Raw genomic sequence first — 14742 nt, forward strand, 5'->3', positions numbered from 1 at the left:
CAAGTACTGATGATCGGCGGCGACCTCTAACCCAATCATTGCCGGTGGTTCCAACTCTCGTCGAATTTGCCCTTCGCAACCGAGCGCTTGTCCTCGCTTTCGGCATCGCGCTTCTCTTTGGGGGGCTGTATGCCTTTCATCGTCTCGATGTTGTCGCCTACCCGGATCCGTCCCCTCCCATGGTCGAGGTCATCACGCAGAATTCCGCGCTCTCGGCCGACGAAATCGAACGTCAAATCACGCTGCCGATCGAGTATGCCCTGGCCGTGATGCCAGGTCTGACCCACACCCGGTCGGTGTCGCTGTTCGGGCTGAGCGATATTAAGTTTTATTTTGACTACGACATCGAATACGTCCGCGCCCGGCACGAGGTGCTGACTCGGCTGGCGTTTCTCGACCTCCCTGCCGGGGTGCAACCAACGATTTCGCCCTGGTGGGCGTTGGCGGAAGTCTACCGGTACGAGCTCGTCGGAGACGGCCAGTCATTGACGGATTTGAAGACGATCGAAGACTGGCAGCTGAACCGCGAATTCAAACGGGTCAGAGGCGTGATCGATGTGACGGCCTTCGGTGGCACGACCAAGCAGTATCACGTAGACCTCGATCCCGGGCTGCTGTTCTCATACGCCATCAGTACGCCACAGGTGCTCGACGCCATACGAGGCAGCAATGCGAACGCGGGCGGCAACTATTTGACCGTCGGGAGTCAAAGCTTCGACGTGCGGGGGGTCGGCCTTATTCGGGATCTGGACGATATCGAAAACGTCGTCGTGTCAGAAAAAGACGGGACGCCGATTCTGGTCAAGAACCTCGGCCAGGTGCGGACCGGGTATCGGGTGCGATTGGGCAAAGTCGGCATCGATGATCGGGATGACGTGCTCGAAGGCGTCGTGCTGCTCATGCGCGGCTACGAGTCGCTTCCCGTGGTGGAAGCGGTTCAGGCAAAGGTGGCCGAATTAAACGGCGGACGGTTGCCCGACGGCGTGCAAATCAAGACGGTCTATGACCGCAGCACCCTGATCCATACGACGATCGAAACGGTCATGGACATCCTCATCAGCGGTGTGTGTTTCGTGTTCGCCACGCTGTTTATCTTCCTCGGACACTTCCGGACGGCGGTGATCGTCGCGCTCGCCGTGCCGATCGCCTTGCTGTTCACGTTCATCCTGATGATCGGGATCGGGGAATCGGCGAATCTGATCTCGTTGGGCGCGATCGATTTCGGCATCATCGTCGATTCCACGTTGCTGATAGTGGAGAACGTCTTCTTTCAGTTGACGCATCGGCGCGATCCCAATGCTCCGGTCCAGGCCCATATCGTTCGGGCCGCCAAGGATGTGGGGCGGCCGATCTTTTTCGCGACGACGATCATCATCATCGCGTTCGTGCCGTTGTTCACCATGGGCGGTGTCCCTGGCCGGATCTTCGCGCCGATGTCCGTGACGTACGGGTTCGCCTTGACGGGGGCCTTGATCACCGTCTTTACGCTTGCGCCCGTGTTGGCCTCGTGGTTGCTCCGGGGGCCCCTGCCCGATGAAGACACTCGGCTCGTGCGCTGGATTCGACGGCGCTACCTGGCCGTCCTCGCGTGGGCGCTCGACCGGGAACTGCTGGTGATCCTGTTCGCCGTGTGTCTCTTCGCGGCCGCGATCGCGATGTGGTTCACGCTCGGCGGAGAGTTCATGCCGGCACTGGAGGAGGGCAATATCTGGCTGCGGGCCACCATGCCGATCGGCATTTCCTTCGAGGAGGCCAGTCGCGTGGCCTCCGATATGCGGAAGGTCTTTCGTCAGTACCCGGAAACGCGCACAGCCGTCTCACAGCTCGGTCGTCCCGATGACGGCACGGACCCGACGAGTTTCTTTAATGCCGAATTTCTGGTCGATCTCAAGCCCCGGAAAGAGTGGCGGGATGAGATCGGGAAGAAAAGCCAGCTCATTGCCGCAATGGAGCAGGAGCTGTCCGAGAAGTTTCCCGGTGTCACGCTGAATTTCTCCCAGATGATTCAGGACAACGTCCAAGAAGCGATGACGGGCGTGAAGGGGGAAAATTCCGTCAAAATTTTCGGGCACGACCTCGGCGTGCTCGAGGACAAGGCCGAGGAAGTGCGGTCCCTCCTGAGCCGGGTGCGCGGGATTCGCGACTTGGGCGTGCTGCATACGCTGGGGCAACCGAATCTGCTGATCGAGGTCGATCGCTCCGCCACCGCCCGCTATGGCTTGGAGGTGGATGACGTCAATGCCGTGATCCAGGCGGCCATTGGCGGACAGAGCGTCACGCAAGTGTTCGAAGGGGAGAAGTGGTTCGACCTCGTCGTTCGGTATCTCCCGGAATATCGCAAGAACGCACAACGGATCGGCGACATCCAAGTGATGACGTCGTCGGGCTCGCGCATTCCGTTGAAGCAGTTGGCGTTGATCAAGGAATCCGTCGGGCCCTTCATGGTCTATCGGGAGAACAATCACCGGTATATCCCCGTAAAGTTCAGCGTGCGCGGGCGAGATTTGGAGACGACGGTGAAGGAGGCGCAACGGTTGATCGCCGAGAAAGTCGAGCTGCCCAAGGGCTATCGGATCGAATGGCACGGCGAGTTCACGCAACTGCAGGGGGAAAAGCAACGGCTCGCGATCGTCGTGCCGCTCAGCTTGCTGGTGATCCTGCTGATCGTTTCCTATGCCCTCCACTCGTTCCGGGACGGCCTACTCGTGCTGGCCGCCGTGCCGTTCGCGCTCGTCGGCGGCATCATTGCGTTGTTCGTCACCGGCACGCACTTCAGCATTTCGGCGGCCGTCGGTTTCCTCTCGGTGTTCGGCGTGGCGATCCAAGGCGCGCTGGTCGACATCTCTCGGCTCCACGAGTATTTCGATAAGGGCTTCGACCTGCGGGCGGCGATCCTCAAAAACGCCGAGGTCCGCATGCGGCCGGTCATGATGACGACGCTCTCGGCCGCCATCGGGCTGATTCCGGCGTCAGTTGCAACAGGCATTGGCGCGCAGTCGCAGCAGCCGCTGGCGCGGGTGGTCGTCGGCGGTATGCTGAGCGCCGTCATGCTCATCCTGATCGTGCTGCCGGTGTTCTACCAACGCGTGCATCGACGGGAGCACCAGCAGAACCAGAGCGAACGCCCGAAGGGCGCCGTGGGATATTCGGCGGCTCTCATGATGGCGACGCTTCTTCTCACCGGGTGTGGACAGCATGATGACGTGCAAGCGCTCTCGACGCACCCTGCCGCGAAACCGTCATTGCAATCGAATATTGTCTCAGTCAGTCCGCGCGCGCAGGAAGAATTGATCGTTCAGGAGGTGCGTCCCCGTCCGCTCACCGAGGAGTTTGTCGTACAAGGCCGAATGCAATACGGTCCTGACGGGTATGTAAATGTCTCATCCCCGGTGACCGGGATCGTAAAGCAGGTGCGCGCGCGGCTTGGCGAGGAGGTGAGGGCCGGACAAGTCTTGGTGACGATTCAAAGTGCCGATGTGGGCACCGCCTACTCCGATTTTACCAAGGCGGAGTCCGAACTCGACTTCGCACAGCGGTCGTACTTGTTGGCGAAGGACTTATTGAAGGTCAAAGCGATTCCGGAAAAGGAATACGAGCAGACGGAAAACGACTATCTGAAAGCCAAGGCGGAATACGATCGTGCTCGGCGCAGGTTGCTGATCCTCCGCGTACCCGAAAGCGAGTTGAACAAGCCACCGGACCAGCGGACCATTACCGCGCGGTTCGACCTCAAAGCGCCGCTCGAGGGCGTCGTGGTGGAAAAAGATGTGACAGTCGGCGAAGTAGCCGCCCCCGGCGAGTCGCTCTACACGATTGCGAATCCCGACTTGTTGCAAGCCGTCGGCGAGATTTACGAGCGCGATCTGCGCGTGGTCAAAGCCGGGATGCCGGCTGTCGTACGAAGCGAATCGTTCCCCAGCCTTGCGTTTCCCGCGACCATCCGTTACGTCGGCGATCGGGTCGATCCGGTTTCCCGGACAATCAAGATTCGCTGCGATGTGAACAACATCGAGCAAAAACTCAAGGTCGACATGTTCGTCAGGATCCATATCGGCGTGGAGCCGCATCTGACCGGACTGGTCGTCCCGGAAGAAGCGGTCCTACGACTCGGCGAGGCGACGGTGGTCTTTGTCGAACAGCAGCCGGGAGAATATGAACGACGGCGGGTAGAGATCGGCTCGATCCTCAGCGGACAAGTGGAGATCCGAGAGGGGTTGATCAGCGGCGACCGGGTCGTCGTCAGAGGCGGCTTGTTGCTCGAAGGCGCGATGCGAAAGCGCGAGGCGTCGTTCAAGAGTCGGGACAATCTCCTTGTCATGGCCTGACCGCTTCCCTCATTCCCTCCCGATGTCTAGTCGCTGTCCGACGGTGAGACAGTAAGACAGCTTTACGTGTCTCATCCCACTGCCTCGATCAGCTAACCTTCTGGTTTTCCAGGCCATCTTCCCCGGCACCATTTCTGAGTTAGCCGATGGTGTTCATCCAAAAGGAGGTGCCCCATGGAAGCGGTCCTCGAGCAAGAGTCGGTTGACACGCAGACGGTGATGAAGGTCACGAAAGGAGCGCAGACGTCCGGCATCTTGATCCTGAACGGCGAACGCGGCGTCTTGTATGTGAACCAAATGGCGTGGGAACTGTTGCGCCAACTCCACACGGCCCACTCGTCAAAGGCCATGGGACTGCTCCCATCCGTCATTACCGATCTCTGTGCCGAACTGGATCGGCGATTGGAAGGGCGGCGTGCTGACGACGATCAGTCACAACTGGAGTTGTGCTGTGTCGTGACCGGAGCGCGAAAGACGCTGTTGCTCCGCGCGCTGCCGCTTCTTGAAGGGGGAAGTCGCGAAATGAAGGCGGACCGCACGCTGATCATTTTGGAACCCGTCAACGCTCGCGAGGGCGGCGTCATTCGAAAAAAGGAAGAGTTCCGGCTGACCGAGCGTGAATCGGACGTCGCCGATGGGCTGTTGCGCGGGTGGACCAACAAGGAAATCGCCAACCACCTGGGCATCTCCGAACCGACTGTGAAGGCGCACATCAGCCACATTATGCAGAAGACGCGGTGCACCACACGCACGGCGATCGTCGGGCAGTTGCTGGCGGTGTAACGGACGAAGAGGATGTCATGAAACCACGGGTGCGGGAGTTCGTGATGAACCTTGGCTCTCTGATTCACTTCGTTGGCGGCGAGGATCTGAGCGGCTTCAAAGAGGATGATCCCTACGTGAGCCGGGTCGTGCTGTTGGGCGAATGGCCGGGCGGAATGAAACCGCTGGCGTGGCATCGACCCACGTAGCAACCGGGAGGGAACTATGTCCGGCAACAGCCGGTATGGGGCGTCTGGTGTTCCGCCGAGCAGCGCGGAGGAAGCGTTCAACGACGAAACGCAGGCACTCCGGCAGCTCATTGGCCAAGTCGAAGGGCTCGAACACGAGGTGCTCTCCATCGGCGGGCAAGGCCGCGGCGTGCCGAGTGAGGTGGTGCGGTTTCATCTCAGAAAGGAGGTCGTGCTGATCGAGCGACAGATCCGCGACACCGTCAGACGAATCTTCGGGCAGGACTCGAAACAAGGTCGGACGTTTGAGCATTTCCGGTTTCACGTGGATAGTCCGAACGGATTTCAAGAGGTCGTGCATGAACTGGAAGAATTGTTGTTTGCGCTCGAGAAGAAGCGCCTCGAGCGCCGCCGTAGCAACGACGCGTCGTCGGCCACCGTCGCCGACATCGACCCGCTGACCGATCTCTACAGCGGGCGATTGCTACGTCGCTATCTCGAACATGAAATCGTGCGCTCGCAACGGACCGGTAATCCCTTGGGCCTCGTGCTGTTCCGTATCCCGAACTGGCCCCGTATCAATCGGCTCTACGCCGCGGTGCTTGCGCAGGAAATTATCGTGAGCGCTGCGTGTGCCTGTAAAGTGGCATTGCGCGGGTATGACTACCCGGCTCGCACAGGGGACGCGGAATTTGCGGCCGTCCTGCCCGAAGCCAACAGCCTCGCGGTACATCTCGCCGTGCGCCGGATTGCAAGCCAGTTTCGAGCGGCGATGCAGGAGCTTCTTCCCGCAAACTCCACCACGCTGGCCTTCGAATGTAGCGTCGCCATTTATCCCTTCGATGCCGACACGATCTCGGGCCTCTTCGACTTCGCGAAAACGCACTGGCAGAGCCCTTCCTCGGATCCTTGAGCAGCCGAGATTCGCTTCTCTGTGGTTCTCAGTGCGGCAGTCCTTCTCGCCTCGTAACGATCGCGCTCTCAATCCGTGGAGGCTGGCGATCTCGTCTTTCCTGTTGAAGTGAACATCCGCACTGGATCCCCCTCTTGAGAAAGATCACCGCATCGTTCCGTTATCGTCATCCGGCGGAGGGCTGTCCGCACGCTTTCGGTGCGATACGTACCACCCGCTCTGATTGCCGAGAGAAAACGTCTTGGTATGCTCTTCGTCGCTCATGCCCTTCGTCGTTCTGTTGATCGACGACGATCCCGCTCTCCGGCACGCGCTTTGGGCCACCATGGAGGGTCGGTTGCCGGATGTCGCCATCCTCGTCGCTGCCTCCGCTCAAGAAGTCCTGGGGCACCTCGATACGCACGAGGTGGACCTGGTGATCTCTGACCTCTTGATGCCCGGCGAAGGCCGTTATCGGCACGAAGAAGGCTTGCATGGACTCGGGCGAGGACCTCTGCAGCCCTTACCTGCTGCCCAATGCTTCGGTCCTGTGTCGCCTTTGGTTCTCGTCCGAGTTGCTACGTCGCCATGGGCTTGATCCTGCTCAGCCGACAACGCGTGATCCGAAGGCACAAGATGAGGCATCAAGGGAATAGATGATGTGAGGACTACGTGGTGCGCGCTTCAAAGAAGTTTCGGGCAGGCAGCGCCCGAGAAAGGCGATCGGTCGAACGGGTCAGAGACGACGCTAGCTGTGACTCGGGGGAACGAAGTGTTCAGGCAGGGAAAGGGACGCGGATGAGTGCCGATGCTGCGCAAGTTCGGCCTCAAGCCGGCCGACGCGCCTCTCAAGCTCGATCATCTTCAGTTCGCGGTCGACCACCAGATCATGAAACGATTCGAGTTCATCGACCTTCTCTTGAAGCGCTCGTTGCGTGCGCTGTAGATCGGCGATGAGGCGTTCGCGCTCCTGTTCGTGCAGCTTGCGTTCGGTAATATCTCGCGTGAAGCAGCGGGTGTGGATGAACCGACCTTCATCCCATAGGACGTTCGAGTTGATCAACACATAGCGAGTCGAGCCATCCTTCGCGCGGAGCCGCGCTTCATAGTCCCGAAGCGTCTCATTTCCCGCCAGGCGCTTGAGAATGTCCGCGATCACGTCCTGATCGAGATGGAACTCGGCGATATGGTGGCCGATGTACTCATCCCGGCTGTACCCGAGAATATCAAGGTCCGCTTGGTTGGCGTTCAGGATGACGCCATCCGGGCCGACAAAGTGTAGCCCGATGACGCCGTGCGCAAAAAGGTCGGCGAAGTCCTGAGGGGAGTCATGAAGGGAATCGCTCATCACCAAACCAACGTGCGAAGTCGAGTATAGGTCGTCAGCACAGCCAATACAATGGTCCCAGGAGCCAACCTGACCCGTTTCCACGATGCGCCGTGGGGAGTTCAGATCTGTCTCGTCACCCTGGTAGGCGTGGAACGGGCCCCCGGAGTGTTATTGCGCCGGTATGAAGACTAAGATCAAGCCGTCTCCAATCATCGTTCGATTCAGTGCGTGCCGCGCGCGCTCGGCCTCTTCCATCGTGGCTAGTTCCACGACGCCGTACCGGTACGAAGGGACGTATTGCCCTTCCACAACGCTCGCGGCAAGAACAGTCCCATACGGACTAAAGAGAAGTCTCAGTTGCTCGTCAGTAAACGTTTCAGGAATGCCGTCGATCATTAAACGGACCGTTGGGGCCTTGGGCAATCGGACCGTGAATTTCGCTCCGTGCCCGACCCTGCTGTCCACCATAACCGTCCCACCGTGATCGCGAATAATGCCGTAGCTGATCGACAGGCCGAGGCCTGTGCCTTGCCCAACCTCCTTGGTGGTAAAAAATGGGTCGAAAATGCATTTCAGATCATCGGCAGCAATGCCGGCGCCTGTATCTTCCACGACGACTTCGACCATATCGTGATGAATCGTTGTGTTGATCGTGATGATTTTGGTCTCCGACTGCTTGACCGCGTCACGGGCGTTCGTCAACAGGTTGACAAATACTTGTTCTAACTGAAGCGCGTTCCCGTACACGATCGGCTGTGCCTGAGTAAGATTGACACGAAGATCGACATTGTGGAGACGCAGCTGCTGCTCGACCAACACAATAGCCGCCGTCACCGCATCGTGCACATTGACCGCTCCCTTCTGTGTGCCGGCGGCCCGACCGAAAGTGCGTAATGAGCTGATGATTTCCGTCGCCCGTCGTACCTGGTCAGCCACAATGCTGAGATTCTCTCGCAAGGAAGGAACGTACGATTCTTTACAATGCTTCAGGACCTCCAACAGATTGCCCGTGATGAGGCCGATATTGTTCAACGGATTGTTCAATTCGTGCGCGACCCCCGTTGCAAGCTCACCGATACTCGCCAGCTTGGATGCTTGCAGCAGCTGCGCCTGCTTCCGGTGTAGTTCTTCGCTGCGCTCCTCGACACGCGCTTCCAGGTGTTCTTGGGTCTCTCGCAGTTGGGCCTCGACCTTCCGTCGTTCGATGATTTCTTGCTTGAGGTCCTCGTTAAGCTGATCGGCCTGCTCTTTGGCCTGCGTCAAATGTCGGACGAGGTCCGCATTTTCAAATCGCAGCGCGAGGGTCGAAGCAATCGTCCTGTGCAACCGACACGCCGTCACTATGAGAGCAGCGCTATACAGGATGATCATCGTCGTCATCGCCGCATGATATGAATCGTTGTCCAACGCGACGCGAACGGCGATCGGAATCAGTGCGGGCAGAAAGAAGGCGAAAAAGACTTCCAGCCGCGGCGCCAATACGGCGACGCTACCCGCAGCCATGCCGCCGATCACAAAGGCCAGGAACACTTGATGCAGCATCGACTCAGACGAATACAGCAAGATGCCCGCGCTGCCCCACCCGGCTCCTGCGAGCGCACATCCACCCAGGTACAGCCGGTTCCACTGTTCGGCGTCCTCGACCTGACTCTCCGATCGCCAGTATGTGAGCACCAGGAGCGTCCGCCCGGCGGTCACCACGGTGATATAGGCTAACCAAGCAAGAACGATGTCACTGGAGATGTAGTGACGTTGGATCACGGCGAGGACAACGGCATTGACCGCCGTCGCAATGTACGCTTCCCGTGCGCCGCGATAGAGAAGCCGTACCTGCTCGGGAAAGATTCTCGCCTTATCCTTCAGATAGCCTGCCGGCATCGCGCATGCCGCCTAGTCGAACATTGGAGGAACTCTGAAGTGGGATCCGAGTATGGCCTCAAATACGGAACAGTTTTATCAGACCCAATCCTACGAGGCCCCTCCTACTCGTCGCCCGCATCATGCTCTGCGGGGAAGATCCTGTTAGCATGCTGACGACCGTACGGATATGCCAGGCTGGCACGCCGTCATACCGGCAGCGATCATCGCTGCCATGTTTCTCAGCGGTGTCGAATACGCACACGCGTCGGGATTTCGCATCTATGGCCAAGGGGCCGCAGCGGCCGGGCAGGCGAATGCGTTCACCGCGCAAGCCGATGACCCCTCGGCGATTCACTACAATCCCGCGGGGCTGACCCAAGTACGCGGTCTTCAGCTCTATGGTGGTGCGGTCCTCGTGGGCGGGTCCACCGATTTTCTGTCTCCACGTGGGGTCACCACCCAAGGCAACTTTGGCAACAGCGTGGCCTCCCCGGCCCCCTTCAATCTCTATGTCGCGGCAAACCTCGAGGATGTGGTCAAGCTGAAGGGGTGGGCCGTCGGGGTCGGCGTGACGACGCCGTTCGGGCTGGCCTACCAATACCCGACCACCGCCCCGTTTGCGACGGCCGTGTTTCAGGAGACGCTGCCGCTCATCGATGTGAAGCCGACGCTGGCCTATCGGCTCGCAGATCAACTGTCTCTGGGGCTCGGAGCCGACATTTATACGTTCTCCGGTCTTTTCAGCAGCACGCATGCATTCGATCAGAAGCTGCTTTCATCCGGAGGCGCCGGCCTCCCACCCGCAGGCGTGCCCTTGGAGTTCAACGGCTCGGATACAGCCGCAGGGTTCAACGCAAGTTTGCTGTATACGCCGTTCCGAAACAGTGGAGGGAAGCCTCTGGTGAGCCTGGGGTTGATCTACCGCAGTCAGGTCACGTTACATCTCACGGGGGACTTTCTCGCAAATGGCACGCCGGTCACCAGCGCTCGGAGCACCTTGGTCTTGCCGCAGTCGTTCACGGCCGGCATGGCCGTGTGGCCAATCCGCACTGGCGACCGCGAATGGAAGCTCGAATTGGATGTGGACTATACCGACTGGAAGTCAGTCCGGAACACGGACGTCCATCTGGGCACCGGCAGAACGATTCCCTTCAGGCAAGATTGGCGCGGCACGTACACGGTGATGCTCGGAACCGAGTTCCGATGGTTGAATCTGCCGCCCTTCCCAGAATGGGAACTTGCTCTCCGTCTCGGCTATCGCCATTCTCAAACCCCTGTCCCTGACACGGCGTTCAACCCCGCCCTTCCCGATGCCGATTTGCACGTGGTGGCCACAGGGGCCGGAGCAGTGTGTAAGCTGGGCGGCTCGCTCTTCGGTGTCCTGCCGTGTGGCAGCCATCAACGCTTTCTGCCATCCGCGATTGGAATGGACGTGGCGTACGAGGCCTTTCTTTTCGAGCCTCGAACCGTCTCTAATAATGCCAACCCCGTCGCCATACCGGGATCGGTGAACGGCACCTACCACACGACCTTTCATGTCGCGTCACTGAATGTACGATTCTTTTTTTGATGTCATGGACTATGAAGAGCTACGAGGCAGAGCAAAAGGGACCGGTGGGGTAGCGTGTCGAGAGTCAGTCGTTCGCGTTTCCTCCTTGCGACCTGACGCTCAGAGCTTCACGCACGATCTTCACAAACTCCCCGCGGTCAAGGGGCTTTGAGACCACCGCCACGGCGCCCCGGCGCATCGCTTCCTTGACGACTGACTCTTCGATTGACCCGGTAATGATCATGACGAGCTGTTGGGAATCGGCCTGGCGTGCTGCGTCCAACAGCATGAGACCGTCCTGAAGCGGCATGCGCAGATCACAAATGATGAGCTCGTACGTGCAACGCTTGAGCTGGTCCAAAGCGCCGGGCACGTTCGACTCGCAATCCAACTGCACCTCGGGAATATAGCGGTGCAGGGTCTCCGACAGTGCGGTGAGGAGCGCCGAGTCGTCATCGATCAGGAGGATGCGGTTTGCCTGTTTCGACACGCCGCCATGCTAAGCAGGGCCAGGATAGTTGCCATCGGCCAAAGCGCCTGACCAGCGACAGATGAAATGCTACGGAGGCTGTCTAGGGCCGTATGGGGAAGAGGGCGGATACTACGCGGAATTCGAAAGCGAGAGAGGCGAAACGGCTATGCGGGACCTTGAGAAGCGAGGGGCAGTTGAATCTGGAATCTGGTCCCCGCTCCGACCTGGCTGTGCACCCGAATGTCGCCGTGATGTTCCTTGACGATGCCATAGGCAATCGACAGCCCGAGCCCCGTACCCCCCCCAACCTCTTTGGTCGTAAAAAACGGATCGAAGATATGAGGCAGGATCTCCGCGGAGATGCCCATGCCGGTATCCTGAACGGTGATCTCCACATGCCCGTCACTGCTCCGGATGCTGACCGTCAGCACTTTGGCTTCTGTCGCCTTCATCGCATCCGCCGCATTCGTCAACATGTTGATCAGCACTTGTTCCAACTGGACGCGACACCCAAGCACGAGGGGGTTCTCCGGTGCCACATGATAGACGGCTCGGAGCCCGGCGAGCCGGAACTGCTCGCGCAGGAAGCGAAAGGTGGCGACGACGACATCGTTGATCGGGACCAACTCGTACCGTCGCCGAGGGGCGCGACCAAACATGCGGAGGTGGTTGATCACTTCCGCTGCACGTTGGACCTGCTCTTCGGCGGCCTGCAGGTTGGCAATGGCCTGGTCTCGCGACTCGAGCGTGCCCTCGCGCAGGTCATCTATCGCATTGCCAATGAACAGACCAATGTTGTTGAGGGGGTTGTTGAGTTCATGGGCGATGCCGGTCGTGAGTTGCCCGATGGAGGCGAGCTTGGCCGACTGGACGAGCTGAGCCTGCTTGGCGCGCAACATCTGTTCCCGTCGTTGCGCTTCCTCCAACAGTCGCCGAATCTCTGCCTCGGCCTGTTTCCGGTGGCCGATATCGGAAAGCGCGCCGATCATCCGCACCGCGGCTCCGCCCTCGTCGTACAGAAACCGCCCGCGAGCCGCCACCCACCGGCCATCGGGTCGGTCCGGAGAGATGAGCCGATAATCACAGCCGTACAACGTACGGTGATGGCGGCTCTCGTCCAGAACCGTGATCACGCGTTCCACATCCTCAGGGTGAATGCGAGCTTTCCAGGCCTCCAACGTCGGCTCGGTCGTCGCCTCATCGTAACCCAACAAGGCATAGAAGCGCGGTGACCAGAGCAACTCACCCGTCTCCAGATTCCAGTCCCAAAATCCAAGCCCTGCGCTCTCGACGGCTAAGGACAGACGCTCCTCGCTCCGTCGGAGGGCTTCTTCGGCTTGGCTTCGCACGACGCACTGTGCAATGCCGCCGGTGATGGAGCCGAGTTCGTCCAGCGTCCGGTCTGATAAGGAGTGCTGAGAGAACATGGCCATCACGCCTACCACGCGGTTTTGGGCAATCAGCGGGTATCCGGCATAGGCCACAAATCCTTCGCGCTCCGCCCACTCCGGTTCTTTCACCCATCCCTCTTCCTGCAGGCGGTTCGTCAGGCGCGGTTGGCGATCGAGCACCATTTGGCTGATCTTGAGCGACGTGGTGATGGGCACGCGGCTATAGCGACCGTGCAAGTTGGTGTAGCGGCCCGCACTTGCGTTCAGCAGCAAGGTGTCGCCAGTGCGATCCAGCAGCCAAATACGGGCGAAGGCCACGTCCAGGTACGACACAAGCTGCTCCGCGCACTGTTGGAGGATGATGGGCAATGGCTCCTGCTGAGTCAGGAGGTGACTGATCGTCATGGCGAGCGTCGCTAAGCGCTCGCGTTCGAGCAGCGCATGATCGTCAACCATAAAGCGGTGACCTCACGCGGACTCCCTTCCATCCAATGTCCGCCTTCATCTGTGGCAGGTGATTAGGCCGCCTCTTCGTTCAGGAGTGGCGCTGTACGCGAATCGTGTACCCCCACTGAACGCTCGGCATGGGAGTCGAGAGTGGTATGAATAAAGGCGGTGGCCACGCGCCGGAATAACTTCGCCGCAACCCGGGGTTGAGCGCCGGTCAGATGATCCAGGAGTTCCTGAGTGAGCAGCACGCAGTGGCTATGGGGCAGCATCATGGCGGAGCACGGGCTGCCACCGAAGAACTGCCGGGACACCACATCACCGGCACGACACGTGACCCTCCGTCGATCATTGCCAACCGTGACCTCACCGACGAGTATTAACAGAACCTCCTTGCCCACGGTTCCTAGCTCCAGCGTGAGGGCCTCCTCGGTCGCACGCAAGGAGATGCCCAAAGCCGCTAATGCCGCCACCTCTTTTTCGAGCTCCATGGTTGCACCCCCTGATGACTGTGGGAGTACCATTATGTAGGTTCTAAGCTGACGGTCAAGATCGCCACATTCCGTAAAGAGGAAATCGTAGATACTGCACTTCAGCGATGATCCAGGTCGCGGTATCTAACAATGGAGACCCTGGCCGTGCCGTACGCCCATTAAATTCAGTCGCTACTAGAGGTGCACCGCTCCTCCTCGTGAACGCCTCGTCTGGGCCATGCGCGAACGAGCGGTCACTACTTCACCAGGGAGCGGTTCAGGCACCCGACCGATTGGTACTCGTTAAGAGGCAGCTACAGAGGAAGCGTACCGAGATTCGGGCGCCAGCCGAATGACACCAGAACGTAAAAGAGGAGGGAAAACGTAATCGCGGAAGCCCCCCGCTCCCGCTCGGGCGTGGAAGCAAGATGGGAGCAACCCAGGGGTCAGAGAGGGGAGCGGGTGAGAAAGGCGCTGAGAAAATTGGTGGGCCGTGTAGGGATCGAACCACGTCAATGTGAAAACTTACGGGGGATATCGTCGAAGCCGATGTAAAACTGGCGGTCCCCACGCCATTCCTCGCAATTCGGCACTTGTCCCTTTGTTCGTAGCAGCGGCTATTACCCTCTCTTTGCTTCTATCTCCACCTGGTCAGGACCCCAGAACGGACCTTCGAAATGGGTCCCATCGATCCCCGGTACCCACAAAAAAATCAGCCTCGGCTCGGCTCGTGGGAAGCGATTCGGTTAGCGCACCTATTTTCGACGTTTCTATAATTTTAATCTTGTCCCGCTAATGAGACTGGTGCATAAAGGCTGATCGCCGTTTCACCTTTCGACCGTGGTCACAGAGATGATGGTGTTGTTTGATCTGAGGTCTCTACCGAGGCGGCATAACTGGCTGAACCGGGGGCGCATAACCTACCCGTCCACTCGACAGCGTATAGCAAATTCCCTAACGCTCCCATCCGCATCCCCGCTACCGGGGCCTGTCCTATGCTTCGGCGCTACCTCACCGTAAGTGAGTGTTACCAGGCGGTGGTGGGGGTGGCGG

At 59.4% G+C, this 14742-nt stretch carries 11 protein-coding genes; 6 read left to right on the forward strand and 5 right to left on the reverse strand.

The window, feature by feature from the left end:
• Positions 1 to 44: 44 nt before the first annotated feature.
• From AC1U7K_RS00735 to AC1U7K_RS00755, 5 genes are all read left to right on the forward strand, one after another.
• Positions 45 to 4325, forward strand: coding sequence for a CusA/CzcA family heavy metal efflux RND transporter (locus AC1U7K_RS00735; protein ID WP_480248896.1), 4281 nt, complete (start codon positions 45 to 47; stop codon positions 4323 to 4325).
• 174 nt (positions 4326 to 4499) lie between these two features.
• The gene (locus tag AC1U7K_RS00740) at positions 4500 to 5108 is read left to right on the forward strand and encodes a helix-turn-helix transcriptional regulator (RefSeq protein WP_480248897.1); all 609 of its coding nucleotides are present in this window, start codon (positions 4500 to 4502) and stop codon (positions 5106 to 5108) included.
• A gap of 17 nt (positions 5109 to 5125) precedes the next feature.
• Positions 5126 to 5296 (forward strand): hypothetical protein, encoded by a 171-nt coding sequence (locus AC1U7K_RS00745; protein ID WP_480248898.1) that lies wholly within the window; start codon positions 5126 to 5128, stop codon positions 5294 to 5296.
• Positions 5297 to 5312: 16 nt separating this feature from the next.
• Positions 5313 to 6188, forward strand: coding sequence for a diguanylate cyclase domain-containing protein (locus AC1U7K_RS00750; RefSeq protein ID WP_480248899.1), 876 nt, complete (start codon positions 5313 to 5315; stop codon positions 6186 to 6188).
• 262 nt (positions 6189 to 6450) lie between these two features.
• Complete coding sequence (locus AC1U7K_RS00755; protein ID WP_480248900.1) at positions 6451 to 6765, forward strand: response regulator transcription factor; 315 nt, start codon at positions 6451 to 6453, stop codon at positions 6763 to 6765.
• Between the two features lie 150 nt (positions 6766 to 6915).
• On the opposite strand, the gene AC1U7K_RS00760 is transcribed toward AC1U7K_RS00755, so the two are convergent.
• The gene (locus tag AC1U7K_RS00760) at positions 6916 to 7515 is read right to left on the reverse strand and encodes a PAS domain-containing protein (RefSeq protein ID WP_480248901.1); all 600 of its coding nucleotides are present in this window, start codon (positions 7513 to 7515) and stop codon (positions 6916 to 6918) included.
• Positions 7516 to 7665: 150 nt separating this feature from the next.
• Positions 7666 to 9375 (reverse strand): ATP-binding protein, encoded by a 1710-nt coding sequence (locus tag AC1U7K_RS00765; RefSeq protein ID WP_480248902.1) that lies wholly within the window; start codon positions 9373 to 9375, stop codon positions 7666 to 7668.
• A 169-nt stretch (positions 9376 to 9544) separates the two neighbouring features.
• Between AC1U7K_RS00765 and AC1U7K_RS00770 the strand changes: the two genes are divergently transcribed.
• Positions 9545 to 10927 carry an OmpP1/FadL family transporter gene (locus AC1U7K_RS00770; protein WP_480248903.1) on the forward strand — a complete coding sequence of 461 codons (1383 nt, stop codon included), beginning with the start codon at positions 9545 to 9547 and terminating at the stop codon, positions 10925 to 10927.
• 64 nt (positions 10928 to 10991) lie between these two features.
• Here AC1U7K_RS00770 and AC1U7K_RS00775 read toward each other — a convergent pair whose 3' ends face one another.
• The 3 genes from AC1U7K_RS00775 to AC1U7K_RS00785 form a co-directional block, all read right to left on the reverse strand.
• Positions 10992 to 11396 (reverse strand): response regulator, encoded by a 405-nt coding sequence (locus AC1U7K_RS00775; RefSeq protein WP_480248904.1) that lies wholly within the window; start codon positions 11394 to 11396, stop codon positions 10992 to 10994.
• Positions 11397 to 11542: 146 nt separating this feature from the next.
• The gene (locus AC1U7K_RS00780) at positions 11543 to 13225 is read right to left on the reverse strand and encodes an ATP-binding protein (protein WP_480248905.1); all 1683 of its coding nucleotides are present in this window, start codon (positions 13223 to 13225) and stop codon (positions 11543 to 11545) included.
• A 62-nt stretch (positions 13226 to 13287) separates the two neighbouring features.
• Complete coding sequence (locus AC1U7K_RS00785) at positions 13288 to 13707, reverse strand: hypothetical protein (RefSeq protein WP_480248906.1); 420 nt, start codon at positions 13705 to 13707, stop codon at positions 13288 to 13290.
• Between the last annotated feature and the right edge of the window lie 1035 nt (positions 13708 to 14742).

This window comes from Nitrospira sp. Vd2 (assembly GCF_979581665.1).